The organism is Pseudonocardia sediminis, assembly GCF_004217185.1.
Taxonomy (GTDB): domain Bacteria; phylum Actinomycetota; class Actinomycetes; order Mycobacteriales; family Pseudonocardiaceae; genus Pseudonocardia; species Pseudonocardia sediminis.
In genome coordinates, this window is record NZ_SHKL01000001.1 from 4,766,938 (window position 1) to 4,781,763 (window position 14,826).

The window sequence follows — 14,826 nt, forward strand, 5'->3', positions numbered from 1 at the left end:
CCTTGCGTGTCAACCGGAACGGGGCGAGTCCTGCGGGCAGCCGGATGTCGAGGACGTGTGCGTCGGACCGGTTGTGCACCGGTCGTCCCTTCGCGAGTCCGGGCCTGCGGCCCTCGGCGGTACGGGTCCTCGCGTAGGCGACCCCGCCGAGCGAGCGGACGAGGTACATGACGTCGTCACGCAGGCGGTCCGAGCACGAGGTGTACTGGATCCGGCAGGTGCGTCCACGCTGCCGGACCGGTCCGCCGTCGCTGTCGAGCAGTCCCTGCAGGACGGCGAGCCGGACCTCCGCGCTGTTGTTCAGATAGCCGGCGGGCACGAACTTCGTGTCCGAACGCGTCCCGGCCAGGCCGAGATCGCGCAGAATCGCCGTCACCGGGTTGGCCGTGATCACACCACCGCGGCCCCCTCCACCGACGCGGCGCAGGACGTAGTCGACCTCGGTCCTACGGATGAGCTCGATGTCGGGCAGTGCCGCATCGAGGGCCTCGGCCAGTTCGGGGTCCTTCGTGGCGAACGCCGGCGTAGTGGTCGTCGTGAGGCACCCGTCGCCCAGGAGCAGACCCAGTGCATAGGGGTCCATCGGCACGTCCTGCTCGGGGGACTGCACGGCACCGACCAGCGGCAGTTCGTACCGGTGGGCGTGCGACCAACGCAGCTTTCCGAGCATGTCCCGTGTCTGCAGGACACGCCCGTCCTTGCCCCGACGGCGGTCGTCCGGGGTCCTCACGTGCCACAGGTGCTCGCCACAGGCGAGTGTCGACGCCCCGTCCTGGGTCGTCAGCCGGAAGACCTCCTTGTTCCCCTGGGGGTGGACCCCGAGCACCGGCGTCGGGCGCCCGTCGCTGCCGGTGACCATGTCGCCGACACGCAGGCTCCCGATCCGACGGAAACCGTCCGGGGTGAGCACCGGGGTATCGACCGGCTGTGCGCGTCCCCGCATGTACGCGAGCGGCGCCACCTCGATGGTTCCGGCCGCCATGAGTTTCGGAATGGAATCCGGGTCCAGCATGTCGTGCAGGGCGTCGTAGAGCGGGCGCAGGTACGGGTCGATCTTCTCGTAGAGCGTGCCGGGCAGGTAGCCCAGTCGCTCGCCGGCCTCGACCGCGGGGCGGGTCAGGATGATCCGGTTCACGGTCTTGGCCTGCAGCGCCTGCACGGCCTTGGCCATCGCGAGATAGGTCTTGCCGGTACCGGCGGGGCCGACACCGAACACGATGGTGTTCGAGTCGATGGAGTCGACATAGCGCTTCTGGTTCAGCGTCTTCGGGCGGATGGTCTTGCCGCGCCGGGACAGGATGTCGAGGCTCAGCACCTCCGCCGGGGACTCGCCGAGGCGCTCGCGGTCGTCGGCGCCCTCGTCGGAGAGCATCTCGACGGTCCGGCGCACGGCGTCGCCGGTCACCTGCTGACCGCGTTCGGCCAGGGTGATCAGCTCGGTGAACACGCGCTCGGCGAACGCGACGTCGGCCGGCAGCCCGGTGAGGGTCAGCTCGTTGCCGCGGACGTGCACGTCGGCGGTCAGGGCGTCCTCGGCGGTGCGCAGGCTCTCGTCACTGGAACCGAGGAGCGCGAGCAGTGCGGCGTCCGGCACGACCATGCGGGACCGGACCGTGCCGTCCCGTGCGTCGATGGGGCCGCCGGGTTCGGTTCCGGTCAAGGGTGCAATCGCCTGCCTTCGGTCTCGCCCGTGGTGGACGACGGCGATGGTACCGATCCCACGGGGTACCGCACCCCCGCGTTTTCCCCGGGCCCCGGCCCCGGTGTCCTCCCGGCGACGTCTACTTGATCAGCTTCTGGACGTCGCGGAAACGCGGGTGGTGCGAGTTCGCGAGCCACTCGAACAGCACCATCTCGGTCGTGACGACCTCGGCGCCGTGCTCGCGGGCACGGACCAGCGCGGCCCGGTGGTTGGCCGGGGTGCGGGAGCCGACGGCGTCGGCGACCAGCACGACCCGGTGTCCGCGCTCACGCAGCCCGATCACGGTCTGCAGCACGCAGACGTGCGCCTCGCAGCCGGCCACGACGATCCGCTCGGCTCCGCTGGGCGGCAGCACCGTCTCGAAGCCGGGCTCGGAGGTGGCCCCGAACGCGGTCTTCATCAGCACCATCTGCGGGTAGGCCGCCAGCTCGTCGACGGTCGGGCCGAGCCCGTCGGGGTTCTGCTCGGTGGCCGCGACCGGCACGTCGAGCATCCCCGCGGCCTCGGCGAGGCGCACGGCGTTCGCGACGACGGCCGGGCCGTCGGCGATCGCGGGCATCAGCCGTTTCTGGAAGTCGACCAACAGCAGCAGGGAACCGGGCGCGTCGACGAGCACGAGCGTCATCGTAGGCGGGGACCTATGATCGGGTCATCTCGCGCGAGCGCCCCGGCCCCCGGTGACCGCGGCGTTTCGTCGGCGACACAGGGGGAACAGCACAGCTCTATGGGGTCGGACAAGTCGAAGAAGGGCAGCGTCGCGTCCGGGGGTTCCGGCGTCTGTCACCCGTGGACGGACCTCGCCGACGCGCAGAAGCGCGCGAGCACCGTCCGCCACGTGGAACTCAAGTTCCTCGTACCCGAGTCGAGCCACGACGCCGTCCTGAAGGCCCCCGAGCTCTCCCGCCGTGACGTCCGCACCCGGCAGGTGTGGTTCTTCGACACCCCGGACCTCGAGCTGCGTGACAGCGGGTTGATCCTGCGCGCACGGCGCAACAAGCGCGGCGACGACGACGCGGTGGTCAAGCTGCGCCGGGAGAGCCCGATCCCGCTGCCGGGACGGATCCGGCGCTCGCCGAACCTGCGGGTGGAGCTGGACGCGCTGCCCGGGATGTCCTGGTGGTCCGCGGCGCTCGGGCGCTCGCTGGCCCCGGCCGCGATCCGTGCGGCGCTGCGTGGCCGTCGTCCGCTGAGCTCGCTGTTCTCGGCCGAACAGCGCGCCTTCGCCCGCGGCCACGCCGAGCACCGGATCGACCTCGACGGGTTGAGCAGGCTCGGGCCGATCGAGGTGGTGCGCCGCCGCACGGCGCCCCGCGACGGTGGACCCGGGCTGGTCGTCGAGGACTGGACCTACCCCGACGGCGCCCGCCTGGTCGAGGTGTCCGCGCGCTGCCGGGTCGACCGCGTCGCCGCGACCGCCGCGGCGGCCGGGCGTTTCCTCACCGAGCAGGGTGTCGACCCCGGGGCCGGGCAGCGGACCAAGACCGGGGCGTCGCTGGAGCATCTCTCGGGGCTGTGACGCCCTCCCCGCGGCTCAGCCCGCGGAGACGCGCTCCAGGGCCGCGGTGCAGGCCTTCCACGCCGGCGTCGTGACGTCGATCGGGGCGAAGTGGTCCGCGCCCTCGATCCGGACCAGCTCGGCCCGGTCCCCGGCGGCGACGGCGCGCTGCACGAAGCGTTCGCTCTGCGAGATCGGGACGTTCGCGTCGGCGGTGCCGTGCACGCACACCGAGGGGACGCCCAGCGGCGTCCGCTCGGCCGGGGAGCCGACGTCGTAGCGGTCGGGCACGTCGGACGGCCGCCCGCCCATCAGGTCCACCACCGCGCCGCCGCCGAGGGTCGCGCCGTCGATCAGGTCCAGCACGCCGGCCTGGGACACGACGCCGGCCACCCGGACCTTCGGCGCCGCCCCGGGGCTGCCCGGCGGAAGACCGGGCCGGGCCGCGAGCCAGGCCGCGAGGTGCCCTCCCGCGGAATGCCCCAGCGTGTAGACGCGGCTCAGGTCCAGGCGGGTGCTGCCGAGCGTCGTGAGGTGGTCGACCGCGAGGGCGGCGTCGTCGAAGGTCGAGGTCCAGCCCCCGCCGCTGCCGACCCGGCGGTACTCGATGTTCCAGGTCGCCCAGCCGGCCCGGGCCAGGTCGGCGGCCAGCGGGCGGCCCAGCGAGAGGTCGTAGCCCGAGCGCCAGAAGCCGCCGTGGATCACCACGACGATGCCGCGCGCCGCGGCCGACCCGGCCGGGGCGGTGAACTCGCCGAACTGGCTGGCGTCCGAGCCGTAGGCCCGGCGCTCCGGGGTGGGCTCGGCGGTCGCCGACGTGCCCGGCCGGCCGCTCGGCGGGGAGCCGCCGCAGGACGCCAGGACCGGGACGGCGGCGAGCGCACCCAGCGACAGCAGGGACGCGCCGAAGCGGCGACGGCTCATCGCGGGCTCCCCGGGGACGGGGCGGGCGCTCCGCACGGTCGTCGTCGACGCGTCCGGTGCCGGGTGATCGAGGTCACGCACGGCGGGATCATGGCACGACGGGAACGGTCGAGGGGGTCGTCGAGACCGATTCGGTGTCGCGGGCCCACCGTCCGGTCAGCACGCCGAGCGCCCCGAGCGCGACGCAGGCCGCGGTGGAGGCGCGCAGCACCTCCGGTCCCATCCGCACCGTGCGGGCGCCGGCGGCGATTAGCGCGTCGAGCTCCCGATCGTCGATCCCGCCCTCCGGACCGACGACGAGCAGGACCGTCCCGGCGGCGGGCAGCGCGACGTCGCGCAACCCTTCGGCCGCGGACTCGTGCAGCACCAGCGCCAGGTCGGCGTCCGCGATGCGCCGGGCGAGCGCCGCGGTGTCCACCGGCTCGGCGACGTCCGGGATCCAGGGGCGCCGCGCCTGCTTGGCCGCCTCGCGGACCGTCGTGCGCCAGCGGGCCAGGGCCTTCTCCCCGCGCGGTCCGGACTCCCAGCGGGCCACGCAGCGTGCGGCCCGCCACGGAAGGACCTCGTCCGCACCGGCCTCGGTGGCCGTCTCCACGGCCAGCTCGCCGCGGTCGCCCTTGACGAGGGCCTGCGCCACGGCGACCCGCACGGCGGGCACGGCGACCCGGCGCACCGGGCCGACGTCGACCATCAGCGAGTCCCGCCCGGACTCCCCCGCGACGGCCTCGGCGACGGCGCCGCGGCCGTCGGAGAGCGAGACGTGCTCACCGGGACGGATCCGCTTGACCGTCGCCGCGTGCCGGCCCTCGGGCCCGGTCAGCTCCAGCGGCCCGCCGACGGCGGGCAGCGAGCCCAGGTCCTCGGCCAGGAACAGCGGCAGCGTGCTCACGGTGGTCAGCGGCCCCAGGTGTCGCGCAGGCGGGAGAACAGGCCGTGGCCGTTACGGGCACCGCCGACCAGGTCCGGCTGCTCCTCGCCGCGGAGCTTGGCCAGCTGGCGCAGGAGCTCGGTCTGCTCCTTGTCCAGCTTCGTCGGCACCGCGACCTCGACGTGCACCATCAGGTCGCCCGCGCCGTCCACGCGTCCGGTGGAGCGCAGCCGGGGCATGCCCTTGCCGCGCAGTGTCCGGACGGTGCCGGACTGGGTGCCGCCCTCGATCCGCAGCTCCTCGATCGAGTCGTCGAGCAGCTTGAGCGGCAGCGTCGCGCCCAGGGCGGCCGCGGTCATCGGCAGCGGGAGCGTGCAGTGCAGGTCCGCGCCGTCGCGGGTGAAGATCTCGTGCGGGGTCTCCTCGACCTCGACGTAGAGGTCCCCGGCCGGTCCCCCGCCGGAGCCGACCTCGCCCTGGCCGGCGAGCCGGACCCGCATCCCCTCGGCCACGCCGGCCGGGATCCGGACGGCGACCGAGCGACGCGAGCGCACCCGTCCGTCGCCGGCGCACTGACGGCAGGGGTCGGGGATGACCTCGCCGAAGCCGCGGCAGGTCGGGCACGGCCGCGACGTGACGACCTGGCCGAGGAACGAGCGCTGCACGCTCTGGATCTCGCCGTTGCCGCCGCAGGTGTCGCAGATCGTCGGGCTCGAGCCCTCGGCACAGCCGGAGCCGGTGCACACGGTGCACAGCACGGCGGTGTCGACGGTCAGGTCGCGCTGCACGCCGGTGGAGCACTCCTGCAGGCTCAGCTCCATCCGGATCAGCGCGTCCGCACCGGGCTGGACCCGGCTGCGCGGGCCCCGGCCACGGCCGCCACCGGCGGCGTTGCCGAAGAACGCGTCCATGATGTCGCCGAAGCCACCGAAGCCACCCCCGAACGGGTCGCCGCCTCCGCCGCCCCCGCCGCGGGGGTCCATCGGGTCGCCGCCGAGATCGACGACGCGGCGCTTCTCCGGGTCGGACAGCACCTCGTAGGCGGTGCTGACCTCCCGGAAGCGCTCCTGCGACGTCGGGTCCGGGTTGACGTCGGGGTGCAGCTCCCGCGCCAGACGCCGGTACGCCCGCTTGATCTCGTCGGCCCCGGCGCCGCTGTCGACGCCCAGGATCCCGTAGTAGTCGCGTGCCACCTGGCTGTTCCCTCGTGGTCCTTCGTGTAGATCTGCCGCGGCGGAGTCCCGGCCGGGCCTTGACGGGCTGGAACGCCCCTAGCGTCCCGTCAGGATCTCACCCACGTATCGGGCGACGGCATCCACCGCCGAGATCGTGCCGGGGTAGTCCATCCGCGTCGGTCCGACGACGCCCATTCCGCCCAGCGGCGTCCCGGAGCCGTACCCGACGGTGACGACCGAGGCACCGCGCAGGTCCTCGGCCTCGTTCTCCTCGCCGATCCGCACCGTGACCAGGCCGGAGTCCTGCGACGAGGCGAGCAGCCGCAGCACCACGACCTGCTCCTCGAGCGCCTCCAGGACCTGGCGCAGCGAGCCCGGGAAGTCGGCGTGGTTGCGGGTCAGGTTCCCCGTCCCGCCCAGCACCAGTCGCTCCTCGGGGTGCTCGACGAGCGTCTCGATCAGCACCGTGGCCAGCGTGGTGAGCGGGGCCTGCAGGTCCGGCGGCCCGGCCTCGACCAGGTCGGCCACCGCGGCCGACGCCTCGCCGAGTCGCTGACCGGCCAGGGCACCGTTGAGCAGGTCGCGCAGGCGGGCGACGTCGGTGTCGGACAGGACGTCGCCGAGGTCGACGACGCGCTGGTCGACGCGTCCGGAGTCGGTGATCAGCACCAGCATCAGCCGGGCCGGGGTCAGCGCGACGACCTCGAGGTGACGCACGGTGGAGCGGGTCAGCGTCGGGTACTGCACGACGGCGACCTGACGGGTGAGCTGGGCGAGGAGCCGGACGCTGCGGCGCAGCACGTCGTCGAGGTCGACCGCGCCCTCGAGGAACGTCTGGATCGCGCGCCGCTCGGCCGACGACAGCGGCTTGACCGCGGCGATCCGGTCCACGAACTGGCGGTAGCCCTTGTCGGTGGGGATCCGGCCCGCGCTGGTGTGCGGCTGGGCGATCAGGCCTTCGTCCTCCAGGACGGCCATGTCGTTGCGCACGGTCGCGCTCGACACGCCCAGGTTGTGCCGGTCCACGATCGCCCGGGACCCGACCGGCTCCTGGGTCGAGACGTAGTCCGCGACGATCGCGCGCAGGACGGCGAACCGTCGCTCGTCGGCGTTCACCCTGCGGCACCTCCCCCGGTCGTCCCCCGTACCCGGCCCCAGTCTAGGCCGTGTCGAGCGTCATGGTCCTGCCCGCGCACGCCCGTCCCGGAGCGCCACAGACCCGCCCCGGGCTGTGGCACGGTGGGACGTGTGCCTCCTCCGCGCCGTTTCGGCCGCCGCTGGCTGCTGGTCGGTGCCGGTGCCGCGGCGCTGGTCGCGGCCGGGACCGCCGACGGCTGGCTCCCCGTCTCCCCCGCCGCAGGCGCCGCGGGCCCGACGCCGGCGCAGCTGCGTGACGCGGTGCTGTCCGGTGTCGTGCCACACACCGGTCTCGCCGAGAGCACCGGGCGGCTCGGCCTGCCCGACATCCCCCGCCTGGAGAGCGCGTCCGCGCTGCTGTCCACCACGACCCGGATCCGGGTGCAGGTCGCGGCCGAGGACCGGTGGCGGGTCGACCAGCTCACCCCGGCCGGGGAGATCGACACCTACCGGCTCGGGGGCACCGAGTACCTGTGGGACTACGGCGGCAACCGGCTGACCACGCTCCGCGGGATCGCCCCGGTGCGGCTGCCGCGCGCGTCGGACTTCTCGCCGTCGGACCTGGGGCGGTGGCTGCTGCAGCTCACCGCGGCCGACCCGGTGTCCACGGTCGCGCCGCGCCGGGTCGCCGGGTACGACGTCCCCGGGCTCCGCGTGACCCCGGCGGACCCGGCCGGGACGGTCGCGTCCGTCGACGTCTGGGCGCTGCCCGGCCCGTCGGGGACGCCCGCGCTGCCGGTGGCCGTCGAGATCACCGCGAAGGGCGCGTCCGAACCGGCGCTGACGACGGCGTTCACCTCCGTCGAGACGGCGCCGCCGTCCGGGCTCGCGCTGCGCCCGGACGCCCCGCCCGGGGCCGAGACGGTCGCCACGCAGCCCGGCGACCTGGCCGGCGTGCTGCGCGGGCTGAACGCGCCACCGCCACCGGACACCCTCGCCGGGCGGCCGCGGGTGGAGCTGCCCGACTCCGGTGGAGGCTTCCTGCCCGGCGTCGGCGTCTACGGGACGGGGGTGAGCCGGTTCGTGCTGGCCCCCACCGGGCGCGACGTCGCCCGCCAGATCATCGGCGGGGGCAGCGCCGCGGGCGGGGTGCCGGTCGCCGGGCTCGCGCCCGACCGCGCGGTGCGGGTGGCCACGCCGCTGCTCAGCCTCGTCGTGGTGCGCCGCCGCGGGGGCGGGTTCCTGCTGGCCGGGACCGTGGCGCCGCAGGTCCTCGAACGGGCCGCGACCGAGCTCGTCCCGGCGGTGCGGCCGTGAACGCCCCGCGTGACGCGGGCGACGGCGGCCCGGTGATCCACACCGAGGCCCTGACCAAGCGTTTCGGGCGGATCACCGCCGTCGACCGGGTCGACCTGGACGTCCCGGCCGGGTCCCGCTTCGGGCTGCTCGGACCGAACGGCTCCGGCAAGACGACGATGGTCCGGATGCTGCTCGGCCTCGTGCACGCGACGTCCGGGACCGCGCACGTGCTCGGTGAGCCGATGCCCCGGGCCGCGGCGAGCGTGCTGCCCCGGGTCGGTGCGCTGGTCGAGAACCCCGCCGCGTGGCCGGCCCTGTCCGGGCGGTCGAACCTGCGGATGCTCGACGCCGCCGGGTCCCGCGGTGGACTCGTCGTGCGTCCGGGGGCCCGGCGCCGCCGCGTCGAGGAGGCGCTGGAGCAGGTCGGCCTGGCCGGGGTCGACCGGCGCCCGGTGAAGGCCTACTCGCTGGGCATGCGCCAGCGCCTGGGCATCGCCGCGGCCCTGCTGCGCCGCCCGCCGCTGCTGATCCTGGACGAGCCGACCAACGGCCTGGACCCGCGCGGCATCGGCGAGATCCGGTCGCTGATGGTCGCCCTGAACGACGGCGGCACCACCGTCGTGCTGTCGAGCCACCTGCTCTCCGAGGTCGAGGCGCTGTGCACCCGGATCGGCCTGATGGACGCCGGACGGCTGGTGCTCACCGAGGACATGGACGTGCTGCGCGCCCCGACCGGACGGATCACCGTGCGCACCCCCGACGCCGACGGCGCCGCGCGGCTGCTCGGCCGCGCCGTCGAGGAGCGGCCGGGCGCGACGACGCTGCAGGTGCGGGCGGACGACCCGGCCGACCTGAACGCCCACCTCGTCGCGCACGGCGTCGCCGTGACGGGGCTCGAGGTGGAACGACGGACCCTGGAGCAGGTGGTGCTGCAACGCTCCGGCTCCGGCGCCGACCGCTTCGACCCGCGCCGCAACGGGCTCCCCGGCCCCCGCCGCTCCGACGACGGGGACCTGGCCGGCCCCGCGACCGAGAGGATCGTCCGGTGATCGGCGTCGAGCTGGCCCTGATGCTGCGCAAGCGACGCGTCTGGATGTGCTGGGCCCTGCTGTGCGCGCTGCCGGCGCTGGTCGCGGTGCTGGTGTCCGCGACGGGCCTGGCCCCGCCGCCCGGTCGCGGCGCGGCGTTCCTGTCCGCGGTCACCACGAACGGCCAGATCTTCCCGGCCGCGGCGCTGGCCCTGGTGCTGCCGGTGTTCCTGCCGATCACCGTCGCCGTCGTCGCCGGGGACACCGTGGCGGGCGAGGCGGCGACCGGGATGCTGCGCTACCTGCTGGTCCGCCCGGTCGGACGGCTGCGGATGCTGTTCGCGAAGCTCGTGTCGGTGGCGGCGTTCGTGCTGCTCGCGGTCGTGTTCGTGACGGTCACCTCCTACGTCGTGGGGATCGCCGCGTTCGGGTTCGGCGGCGTCACCACCTCCGGCGGCACGGCCGCGGTGACCGGGTTCGGCGCGGTGCCGTCGCTGTCCGGGGCGGTGATCGAGCCGGTCGACCTCGTCACCCGCACGCTGCTCACGGTCGGCTACCTGGCGCTGTGCATGCTCACCCTCGGCGCGGTCGGACTGTTCTTCTCCACGCTCACCGACTCGCCGCTGGCCGCCGCGCTCGGCGTGCTGGCCGTGGTGGTGACGAGCGCGTCGCTGCAGCCCCTGGAGGCGGCCGGCGCGGTCGAGCAGTTCCTGCCGACGGCCCACTGGCTGGCCTGGATCGACCTGTTCCGGGACCCGATCCTCTACGACGCCGTCGACCGGGGCCTCCTGGTCCAGCTCGGCTGGATCGTGGTCGCGTTCGGCGCGGCCTGGGCGAACCTGGCCACCAAGGACGTCACGAGCTGAGCCGTCCGGTCCGGCAGCGGGCGCGGGCCCGGCAGGTCGGGCGGCACACGCGGCCCGGGCGGCTCAGGCCCGGGCGGCGGCGCGCAGGGTGCCGCAGTCGGCGGGAGCCTGGCCGATCGGCGCCGTGGACAGTGCCCGCAGCACCAGGCCGGTGACGGCCTCGTCGGTGGGCAGTCCGGAGTGCGAGACCTCCGCACCGGCGCACAGCTGCTGCAGCTCGACGTTCGTGGCGCCGTCGAGGCGGGCGGAGTCCGGTGGGGTGACGGTCTCGTCCCGGGTCGTCCACAGCGACAGCCAGGGGATCTCGGCCCCGACGCGGTCGGCGTCGAGCTCGCCGAGCAGCGACGACCCCGGCGCGAGCTGGCGGCAGGCCTGCGGGCAGGCGTCCGGGGCGAACGTCGAGCCGAGCGTGGCCAGCGTCGTCCCGTGCAGCGGCGAGCCGAGCGTCACGACGCGGCGGGCCTTCGCCGCACCGTCGTCGCGGGCCGCCCACAGGCCGGTGACCACACCACCGGCGGAGTAGCCGACGACGTCGACCGACGGTGCGCCGCCCTGCAGCGCGGTGTCGACGGCGGCGTCGAGGACGTCGACCTGGCGGTTCAGGTCCCCGGTGCCGTCGCCCTCCAGCGTGAGCACCTGCGTCTGGCGTCCGGTGGACTCGATCCGACCCGCGAGCTGCAGCAACCCGGCCCGGCTACCGCCGTAGCCCGGGACCAGCAGCACGGTGCCGGGCCGGTCCTGCGCGACCGCCCCGGAGCCGGAGGAGTCCCGCGACCCGACCAGCGGCACCAGCACCGTCACCACCACCGCCACGACGGCGAGCGCGAGCAGCCCCAGCAGCAGCTTCCGCCGCGGGCTCATCCCCGGCCCCCGGCACGACGCCCCTCCGACTTCGCACACCGGATGGCGTCCTCGCACAGGTTCGAACCTGTGCGAGGCCCCCCGAACCTGTGCGAGGTCGAGCCGATCACCTCGGCACCGGGGCGGTGAGGACGTCGGTGATGACGCGGTCGGCCAGGAGACGCCCGCGCGGGGTCAGGACGGCGCGGCCCGCGTCGAACGGGGCGGGCTCCAGCAGACCGTCGTCGACGGCGACGGCCACCGCGCCCCGCCCGGCGGCGTCGAGCATGTCCAGCGGCAGTCCCTCGGCCAGGCGCAGGCGCAGCATGACCCGCTCGGTGTAGCGCTCGGAGTCGGTCAGCTCCTCGCGCCCGGCCTCCGGGGTCCGTCCCGCCGTCAGCGCGGCGGCGTAGCGGGCCGGGTGCTTGACGTTCCACCAGCGCGCCCCGTCGACGTGCGAGTGCGCGCCGGGCCCGACGCCCCACCAGTCGCCGTCGCGCCAGTAGCCGAGGTTGTGCCGGCAGGCGGCATCACGGTCGGGCACGGCCCAGTTGGACACCTCGTACCAGCGCAGACCGGCCTCGGACAGCCGGGAGTCGAGGATCTCGTAGCGGGTGGCGGCGACGTCGTCGTCCGGGGCGGGCAGCTCGCCGCGGCGGACCCGGCGGGCCAGCGCGGTGCCGTCCTCGACGATCAGGGCGTAGGCCGAGACGTGGTCGACCCCGCCGTCGAGCACGGCGTCCAGGGAGCGGTGCAGGTCGTCGTCGGTCTCGCCGGGGGTGGCGTAGATCAGGTCCAGGTTGACGTGGCCGATCCCGGCCGCCCGGGCCTCCTTCGCCGCCTCGACGGCGCGACCCGGGGTGTGCCGGCGGTCCAGCACGGCCAGCACGTGCTGCGCCGCGGACTGCATACCCAGCGAGACGCGGGTGAATCCGGCCGCGGCGAGCCCGGCGAAGAACTCCGGCGACGTCGACTCCGGGTTCGACTCCGTCGTCACCTCGGCGCCGGGCGCGAGCGGGAACTCGGCGCGGATCGCGTCCATCACCAGGCCGAGGCGCTCCGCTCCGAGCAGCGACGGCGTCCCGCCCCCGATGAACACCGTCTCCACCGGGCGCGGTCCCACCGTCCGGGCGGCGAGGGCGAGCTCGGCCCGGACGGCCTCGAGCCAGCCGTCCGGGGACGCGCCGGAGCCGTCGAGCTCGGAGGCGGTGTAGGTGTTGAAGTCGCAGTACCCGCACCGGCTCGCGCAGAACGGCACGTGGACGTAGACGCCGAACGGGGGCTCGATGGAAGGTGGCACGACATCCGAGTGTGCCACCGGCGCGAACCGGCGGTCCGCCCGCGGCGTCGGATCACAGGGGCGTCAGGTCACCGGATCGTGGCAGCGCAGGGCGAAGCCGTTGACGGTCCGGCGCACGGCCGGGATGTCGAAGCCGTCGAGACGGTAGACGATCCGGCCCGGCTCGGACTCCAGCAGCTCCAGCACCGCGTCCGACGCGGGGCGGGACCGCAGGGTGATGAGCAGTCGTGCTCGGCCCGGAAGAACCGGGGCCGCCCCGCCACCGGCGCCGTCCCCCTCGACCCCGATCGTCGCGATCGCCGGCCAGGGGATGCGCACCGGACGGTCCGGCACACCCGGGGCCACCAGCTCGACGCCGTCCCCGGAGACGACGACCCGCGCGCGTCGCCGCACCCCACCCGCCCTCGCTGCCATCATGGCGGCTCCGCACGCGAACAGCCCGCCGATGACCAGGGAGACGGCCCGGGTCTGCAGGTCACCGGCCGCACCGGCGTCGATCACCTGCCAGCCGGTCAGGCCCACCGCCAGCAGCGCGATGCCGCCCACGAGGAACGCCACGCAGGCGAGCAACGCGATCGCCGCCCGCCACCACGCGGGCGAGAGCTCCACCGACCCACCCGGCACCCACCCGCCGTTCACCCCCACGACGGCGCACCCACCCGGTCCAGCAGCTCCACGACCTCGGCGGGCCGGAAGCCGATCAGCGGGTAGGACCACACCCCGGGCTCCCCCGCGTCGTCGCGCAGGAGGTCGATCGCCGGATCGTGGAGGTAGGCGCGGTCGTCGCGGACCCGGACGTCGAGGACGCGGGCCGGGGTGAACGGCCACGGACGGTTCTGCGAGTTCGTCTGCGCCCAGCCCAGCCGGAAGCCGTTGCCGCGCCGGACCCGGACGCCGACGACGTCGGCCGCGGCGACGACGACGGGACGTTCCGGGCGTTCGGGCAGGGTGAACGCGATCCCCCACGACCCGGCCTCCACCGCCCGGCACTGCCGGAACTGCGCCAGACGGTGCCCGGCGATCAGCGCGTAGCCGAACGCGGCCCCGGTCAGCACCAGGAGCAGGACCATGGCCCCGATCGACCCGTACTCCATCGGTATCCCGTCGACGAGGGTACGCACGCCGTAGAAGACGAACACCGCTCCGATGCCGAGGGCGACAGCCGGATAGATCGCCGTCGCGAGCAGTGAAGGGGCCGGCCGGACCTCCGTCGAGGGCCGCGTGTGAGGAAGCGTCATGCCGGACAGGATCGGGTCGGCCGTCGATCCCGCACGGGGTTTCCGGTGCCCTCTTCACACCGGTGAACGCGCCGCCGTCAGACCGTCGCCCGTGCCGTGGTGCGGATCGCGTCGGCGGTGGCGTCCGGTGCGTCGGTATAGGGCAGGTGTCCGGCGTCGAGCACCAGGTGCCGGGCCTTCGGCAGGGCGGCGCGCGCCCGGTCGGACTGCTTGCGGAACAACAGCAGCTTGTCCTTGTCGCCCCAGGCCACGGTCACCCGGGCGGAGTCGAGCTCCTCCCCCGCGGTGAAGGCGAAGTCGGAGAACGTGCTCAGGGCCCCGGCGAAGGCGGGCGCGGCGAACACGTCGTGCAACGTGTCCACCGCCTCCTGGGCCGGAACGTCGGCCGGGCGGGCGACGAGCAGGCCGAACAACGCGGCGCGACCGCCTCCGGTGCGCGCCAGGCGTGCGACCGGCCCCCGCAGGCGGCGCGGCATGTGGGCCAGCGGCCACAGCACGCTCAACGCGTACCGCCGCTCACCCGGGGTCCAGAACCCGGCCGGCGCCAGGGCCGTGGCCGAGGCGACCGCGCCCCGGCGGGCCAGCTCCAGTGCGATCGCCCCGCCCATGGAGTTGCCGGCGACGTGCGGGCGGTCCAGGCCCTGGGCCCGGAAGAACGCCTCGAAGGCGTCGGCGTAGGCGGCGATGTCCGGCCGCACCCCGGCGGGCAGTGGCGCGGACCGGCCGAACCCGGGCGAGTCCACCGCGATGGTGTCGAAGTCGCCGAGCCGGTCCTGGACCGGGCGCCACGCCTGGTGGCGGTGGCCGATGCCGTGCAGCAGGACGAGCGGCTCACCGGAGCCCTGACGATGGAAGTGCACTGTTCGGTCCTCCCGGCACGGGCCGGCACCGGCGCCGACCGCAGCCAGGATGATCACACAGGGGCCCGGGGCCACGATCGTGGCCTGTGAGTCGCCTCCCAGCATGCGGGCACCCGTTGGCCACGGTCCGGACAGCGTGGCACTGTAAGAACGT

The 14,826-nt window shown here is 74.8% G+C and carries 14 protein-coding genes and 2 pseudogenes; 4 read left to right on the plus strand and 12 right to left on the minus strand.

Annotated elements, in window-relative coordinates:
* Positions 1-115 precede the first annotated feature (115 nt).
* The 3 genes and pseudogenes from EV383_RS32960 to EV383_RS22305 form a co-directional block, all read right to left on the minus strand.
* Positions 116-943, minus strand: a pseudogene (locus tag EV383_RS32960) (LAGLIDADG family homing endonuclease); the annotation flags it as partial.
* Positions 932-1,660: pseudogene (locus EV383_RS32395) on the minus strand (PhoH family protein); the annotation flags it as partial. The pseudogenes EV383_RS32395 and EV383_RS32960, both read right to left, overlap by 12 nt.
* 121 nt (positions 1,661-1,781) lie before the next feature.
* Positions 1,782-2,327 carry an isochorismatase family protein gene (locus EV383_RS22305; RefSeq protein ID WP_130291735.1) on the minus strand — a complete coding sequence of 182 codons (546 nt, stop codon included), beginning with the start codon at positions 2,325-2,327 and terminating at the stop codon, positions 1,782-1,784.
* 99 nt (positions 2,328-2,426) lie between these two features.
* Between EV383_RS22305 and EV383_RS22310 the strand changes: the two genes are divergently transcribed.
* On the plus strand, positions 2,427-3,218 hold the full coding sequence (locus tag EV383_RS22310) for a CYTH domain-containing protein (protein WP_130291736.1): 792 nt from the start codon (positions 2,427-2,429) through the stop codon (positions 3,216-3,218).
* Positions 3,219-3,233: 15 nt separating this feature from the next.
* Here EV383_RS22310 and EV383_RS22315 read toward each other — a convergent pair whose 3' ends face one another.
* The 4 genes from EV383_RS22315 to hrcA all read right to left on the minus strand — a co-directional run bounded on the left by EV383_RS22315 (position 3,234) and on the right by hrcA (position 7,280).
* On the minus strand, positions 3,234-4,202 hold the full coding sequence (locus tag EV383_RS22315) for an alpha/beta hydrolase family protein (protein ID WP_242623245.1): 969 nt from the start codon (positions 4,200-4,202) through the stop codon (positions 3,234-3,236).
* 7 nt (positions 4,203-4,209) lie between these two features.
* Positions 4,210-5,010: a 16S rRNA (uracil(1498)-N(3))-methyltransferase gene (locus EV383_RS22320; RefSeq protein ID WP_130291737.1), complete on the minus strand. Its 801-nt coding sequence runs from the start codon at positions 5,008-5,010 to the stop codon at positions 4,210-4,212.
* 5 nt (positions 5,011-5,015) lie between these two features.
* Complete coding sequence (gene dnaJ, locus EV383_RS22325) at positions 5,016-6,182, minus strand: molecular chaperone DnaJ (protein ID WP_130291738.1); 1,167 nt, start codon at positions 6,180-6,182, stop codon at positions 5,016-5,018.
* 78 nt (positions 6,183-6,260) lie between these two features.
* Positions 6,261-7,280 carry a heat-inducible transcriptional repressor HrcA gene (hrcA, locus tag EV383_RS22330; RefSeq protein ID WP_130291739.1) on the minus strand — a complete coding sequence of 340 codons (1,020 nt, stop codon included), beginning with the start codon at positions 7,278-7,280 and terminating at the stop codon, positions 6,261-6,263.
* A gap of 132 nt (positions 7,281-7,412) precedes the next feature.
* Between hrcA and EV383_RS22335 the strand changes: the two genes are divergently transcribed.
* The 3 genes from EV383_RS22335 to EV383_RS22345 are packed head-to-tail and all read left to right on the plus strand — an operon-like array spanning position 7,413 to position 10,434.
* Positions 7,413-8,558 (plus strand): hypothetical protein, encoded by a 1,146-nt coding sequence (locus EV383_RS22335; protein WP_130291740.1) that lies wholly within the window; start codon positions 7,413-7,415, stop codon positions 8,556-8,558.
* Between the two features lie 32 nt (positions 8,559-8,590).
* Complete coding sequence (locus EV383_RS22340; protein WP_130294836.1) at positions 8,591-9,589, plus strand: ABC transporter ATP-binding protein; 999 nt, start codon at positions 8,591-8,593, stop codon at positions 9,587-9,589.
* Positions 9,586-10,434: an ABC transporter permease gene (locus EV383_RS22345; RefSeq protein ID WP_130291741.1), complete on the plus strand. Its 849-nt coding sequence runs from the start codon at positions 9,586-9,588 to the stop codon at positions 10,432-10,434. The genes EV383_RS22340 and EV383_RS22345 overlap by 4 nt, the downstream gene beginning before the upstream one ends.
* Positions 10,435-10,497: 63 nt before the next feature.
* Here the strand turns inward: EV383_RS22345 and EV383_RS22350 are convergent, their stop codons facing one another.
* From EV383_RS22350 to EV383_RS22370, 5 genes are all read right to left on the minus strand, one after another.
* A complete protein-coding gene (locus EV383_RS22350) occupies positions 10,498-11,295 on the minus strand; it encodes an esterase/lipase family protein (protein ID WP_130291742.1) in 798 nt (265 codons plus the stop codon).
* A 106-nt stretch (positions 11,296-11,401) separates the two neighbouring features.
* The gene (gene hemW / locus EV383_RS22355; RefSeq protein ID WP_242623247.1) at positions 11,402-12,574 is read right to left on the minus strand and encodes a radical SAM family heme chaperone HemW; all 1,173 of its coding nucleotides are present in this window, start codon (positions 12,572-12,574) and stop codon (positions 11,402-11,404) included.
* 63 nt (positions 12,575-12,637) lie between these two features.
* Positions 12,638-13,183, minus strand: coding sequence for a hypothetical protein (locus EV383_RS22360; protein ID WP_130291744.1), 546 nt, complete (start codon positions 13,181-13,183; stop codon positions 12,638-12,640).
* A gap of 26 nt (positions 13,184-13,209) precedes the next feature.
* Positions 13,210-13,812, minus strand: a complete 603-nt coding sequence (locus tag EV383_RS22365; RefSeq protein WP_130291745.1) for a hypothetical protein — start codon at positions 13,810-13,812, stop codon at positions 13,210-13,212.
* A 77-nt stretch (positions 13,813-13,889) separates the two neighbouring features.
* Positions 13,890-14,777, minus strand: a complete 888-nt coding sequence (locus EV383_RS22370) for an alpha/beta fold hydrolase (RefSeq protein WP_130291746.1) — start codon at positions 14,775-14,777, stop codon at positions 13,890-13,892.
* Between the last annotated feature and the right edge of the window lie 49 nt (positions 14,778-14,826).

Coding starts and splice junctions, on each gene's coding strand:
- EV383_RS22365 (WP_130291745.1), bottom strand. CDS start 13,812: ATGACGCTTCCTCACACGCGGCCCTCGACGGAGGTCCGGCCGGCCCCT.
- EV383_RS22370 (WP_130291746.1), bottom strand. CDS start 14,777: ATGCTGGGAGGCGACTCACAGGCCACGATCGTGGCCCCGGGCCCCTGT.
- EV383_RS22350 (WP_130291742.1), bottom strand. CDS start 11,295: ATGAGCCCGCGGCGGAAGCTGCTGCTGGGGCTGCTCGCGCTCGCCGTC.
- EV383_RS22310 (WP_130291736.1), top strand. CDS start 2,427: ATGGGGTCGGACAAGTCGAAGAAGGGCAGCGTCGCGTCCGGGGGTTCC.
- EV383_RS22305 (WP_130291735.1), bottom strand. CDS start 2,327: ATGACGCTCGTGCTCGTCGACGCGCCCGGTTCCCTGCTGCTGTTGGTC.